4 protein-coding genes and 1 pseudogene are annotated in these 3642 nt (G+C 68.6%); 4 read left to right on the top strand and 1 reads right to left on the bottom strand.

The features are described 5' to 3' along the window. Nucleotides 1-111 precede the first annotated feature (111 nt). Entirely contained in the window at nt 112-285 is a 174-nt protein-coding gene (locus ACFW2E_RS43345; RefSeq protein WP_384476634.1) for a hypothetical protein, read from the bottom strand. A gap of 416 nt (nt 286-701) precedes the next feature. Between ACFW2E_RS43345 and ACFW2E_RS43350 the strand changes: the two genes are divergently transcribed. From ACFW2E_RS43350 to ACFW2E_RS43365, 4 genes and pseudogenes are all read left to right on the top strand, one after another. Beyond that, nucleotides 702-1355: a response regulator transcription factor gene (locus ACFW2E_RS43350; protein ID WP_003993508.1), complete on the top strand. Its 654-nt coding sequence runs from the start codon at nt 702-704 to the stop codon at nt 1353-1355. Between the two features lie 5 nt (nt 1356-1360). After that, the gene (locus tag ACFW2E_RS43355; protein ID WP_384476638.1) at nt 1361-2611 is read left to right on the top strand and encodes a sensor histidine kinase; all 1251 of its coding nucleotides are present in this window, start codon (nt 1361-1363) and stop codon (nt 2609-2611) included. Between the two features lie 484 nt (nt 2612-3095). After that, complete coding sequence (locus tag ACFW2E_RS43360; protein WP_005481602.1) at nt 3096-3392, top strand: DUF4193 domain-containing protein; 297 nt, start codon at nt 3096-3098, stop codon at nt 3390-3392. A gap of 13 nt (nt 3393-3405) precedes the next feature. After that, a pseudogene (locus tag ACFW2E_RS43365) lies at nt 3406-3642 on the top strand (hypothetical protein); the annotation flags it as partial.

The raw sequence follows: 3642 nt of genomic DNA on the forward strand, positions 1-3642 counted from the left end.
CACTCCCGGGCGCGCGCGCGGGGGGCCACCCCCCGCCGCCCCCACCAAAAAACCCGCGCGGCCCCCGGGGCGCTTCTGGCGGGGGCGACCATTCCTCGTCCTGCGGGCTGATCAGACGCGTGACGCGGAGACCTCCACACCGTGTTCGGCGGCGAGGCGGCGCAGGTCGTCGAGCTCTGCCTGCTCCACCTCGACGAGGAAGTCGTCGCCCTCGTCACGAGCCCGCGACAGGTCGGACTCGGTCGCCTTTATGCGCTGGAGAAGTCCTGCGGTGAATGCGTCCATGCTGCGCCCCCTCGTCCTGGGTCGTGGGTCGGTGGCACGGGGGTGTGCCGTTCGGAAGGGGCGATCACGTCTCCTGCGGGTGCCCAGCGCTGCCCTGCCGGGCGGCGACGGTGCCGGACACCCACGCCCGCCCTGCGGGAAAGCGGATCGCGAGGTACCGCATGGTGTTGCGGCACATGCAGAGCGTGATCGCGGGGTGTAAAGCCGTCCTCCCCCCACTCCCTTCCGCGGAAACCTCAACCGGAGGAGAAAATCTCGTATTCCCGTGCCCTGTGAGCGATCCGTCCGGTCGGTACCCCGTCTTACAGCCGACTTATGGCCGAAAAGGGCAGGATGGAGGTCTCATCCCGCGAAGACCCCCTGCCCGCGCGCGCCCACGGCGCGCTACACGGGTGGACACAGGAAGGACAAGCGACGTGCGCGTACTCGTCGTCGAGGACGAGCAACTGCTCGCCGATGCGGTGGCCACCGGACTGCGCCGGGAGGCCATGGCCGTCGACGTCGTGTACGACGGTGCGGCTGCCCTCGAGCGCATCGGCGTCAACGACTACGACGTGGTCGTCCTCGACCGCGACCTCCCGCTCGTGCACGGCGACGACGTCTGCCGCAAGATCGTCGAGCTCGGCATGCCGACGCGCGTGCTGATGCTCACCGCCTCCGGCGACGTAAGCGACCGCGTCGAGGGTCTGGAGATCGGTGCCGACGACTATCTCCCCAAGCCGTTCGCGTTCAGCGAGCTCATCGCGCGCGTGCGCGCCCTCGGGCGGCGCACCAGCGTCCCGCTGCCGCCCGTCCTGGAGCGCGCCGGCATCAAGCTCGACCCCAACCGTCGCGAGGTCTTCCGTGACGGCAAGGAGGTCCAGCTCGCGCCCAAGGAGTTCGCCGTCCTCGAGGTGCTCATGCGCAGCGAGGGCGCGGTCGTCTCCGCGGAGCAGCTCCTGGAGAAGGCCTGGGACGAGAACACCGACCCGTTCACCAACGTGGTGCGCGTGACGGTCATGACCCTGCGACGCAAGCTGGGCGAGCCGCCCGTCATCGTCACCGTTCCCGGCTCGGGCTACCGGATCTGATGGCCGTGGCCGCGACACCGACTCCCGCGCCGCCGCACGCGCCGCCGAAGCCGACCTGGGACCCCCGCAGGCCGGAGCCCCCGTTCCCCTGGCTGCGCCCGACCATCCGGATACGGCTCACCCTGCTGTACGGCGGCATGTTCCTGATCGCGGGCATTCTGCTGCTGTCGATCATCTACCTGCTGGCCGCGCAGGCGATCAACACCGGCAACCAGCCGCTGTTCAAGATCGTCAACTTCCAGTCCCTCAAGGTCTCCAGCGACGACTGTCCGGCGATCAGGAACGGCCTGGCGCTGGCCGACTTCAACGACGCGATCAGTCAGTGCGTCGACCACCAGCGCCAGGTCGCCCTGGACAACCTGCTCAGCCGCTCCCTGCTGGCCCTGCTGGGCCTCGCGATCATCGCCTTCGCGTTCGGTTACGCGATGGCGGGCCGTGTGCTGTCCCCGCTCGGCCGGATCACCCGCACCGCGCGCGCCGTGGCCGGCTCGGATCTGTCCCGCCGTATCGAGCTGGACGGTCCGGACGACGAGCTGAAGGAGCTGGCGGACACCTTCGACGACATGCTGGAGCGGCTGCAGCGCGCGTTCACCGCCCAGCAGCGCTTCGTGGGGAACGCCTCGCACGAGCTGCGGACCCCGCTCGCGATCAACCGCACGCTTCTCGAGGTGCATCTGTCCGATCCGAACGCGCCGGTGGAACTGCAGCAGCTCGGCAAGACGCTGCTGGCGACCAACGAGCGCAGTGAGCAGCTCGTCGAGGGACTGCTGCTGCTCGCCCGCAGCGACAACCAGATCGTCGAGCGCAAGCCCGTCGACCTCGCCGAGGTCGCCTCGCAGGCCATCGACCAGGCGCACGCCGAGGCGGAGGCCAAGGGTGTGCGGATCGAGGGCGAGCGCAAGCCCGCGGTCGTCCAGGGCAACGGCGTCCTGCTCGAGCGGATCGCGCTGAACCTGGTGCAGAACGCGGTGCGCTACAACGTCCCCGAGGACGGCTGGGTGGAGGTCACCACCGAGGTTCAGCACGGGCAGGCGGTGCTGACCGTCTCGAACACCGGGCCGGTCGTGCCGGCGTACGAGATCGACAACCTCTTCGAGCCGTTCAGACGGCTCCGTACGGAGCGAACGGGCAGTGACAAGGGTGTGGGCCTCGGCCTGTCGATCGCGCGGTCCGTGGCGCGCGCACACGGCGGTCACATCGCGGCCCAGCCGCGCGAGGGCGGTGGGCTCGTGATGCGGGTCAACCTGCCGGTGTGATGCTGGTGTGATGCCGGGTGCGGCGTGCCGCATCCTGCGATGCTCGGTGCCAGGCGTGGTGCAAAGTATGGTGCAAAACTGATCACGATTGTTCGGTTGCCGACACCCGCGGAGATGTTCGCTTTGCGCGGAATTTTCTGGCCGCCGAACGAGGTTCCATATGTGTGATCGATCACATGGGCGGTTTTCCGGCCATCTACTTTCCGTGATCCTGACCTCAGGCGGAAAGCCGGGAAAATCCGGGTTTTCGGGGGTCTTGATCACGGGAAGTACACGGTGGGACGCCTTTGAGGTGCGACATTCGGACCGTGTACGGTCCCCATCGCCATCCAAGCCGATCACTCTTGAGGAGTCCGGTTGGGTGTCGATTGAGTAACAGACCTTGATGTGAGGCAAAATCTCCGCCTCAGGTCGGGCACAAGTCCGGCCTCTCACGCGTTACGTGCGCTGGAGACACCGCAGACACCCAGAGGGGGAGAGCGACATGGCAACCGATTACGACACTCCACGCAAGACCGACGACGACGTCGACTCGGACAGTCTCGAAGAGCTGAAGGCCAGGCGGAACGACAAGTCGACCTCCGCAGTGGACGTCGACGAGTTCGAGGCAGCCGAGGGTCTTGAGCTGCCCGGCGCCGACCTCTCGAACGAGGAGCTGGCCGTCCGGGTGCTGCCGAAGCAGCAGGACGAGTTCACCTGCATGAGCTGCTTCCTGGTGCACCACCGCAGCCAGCTGGCCCGGGAGAAGAACGGCCAGCCGATCTGCCGCGACTGCGACTGAGGGTGGGTCGGCCGTGACTGGCTCGACCCCTCCTCGGAAGCACCGCTTCCGGCTTCCGGGAGCGGACCAGGGGCCGTCCGACGGCCCGTTCGGCGCGCGTGACGACGAGCGGGGCTCATCCGGTGAGGGAGCCTCGCTCGAACCGGCGGCCGACCGGGGTGACCTCCCGGCATCGGCCCAGCCGCCCGCGCCCGTCGCACGGCGGCGGGCCGCGGCCGTGCGGGACAAGGCGCGGGACATGGCCCGGGAA

This window comes from Streptomyces sp. NPDC058964, assembly GCF_042741275.1.
Classification (GTDB): Bacteria; Actinomycetota; Actinomycetes; order Streptomycetales; family Streptomycetaceae; genus Streptomyces.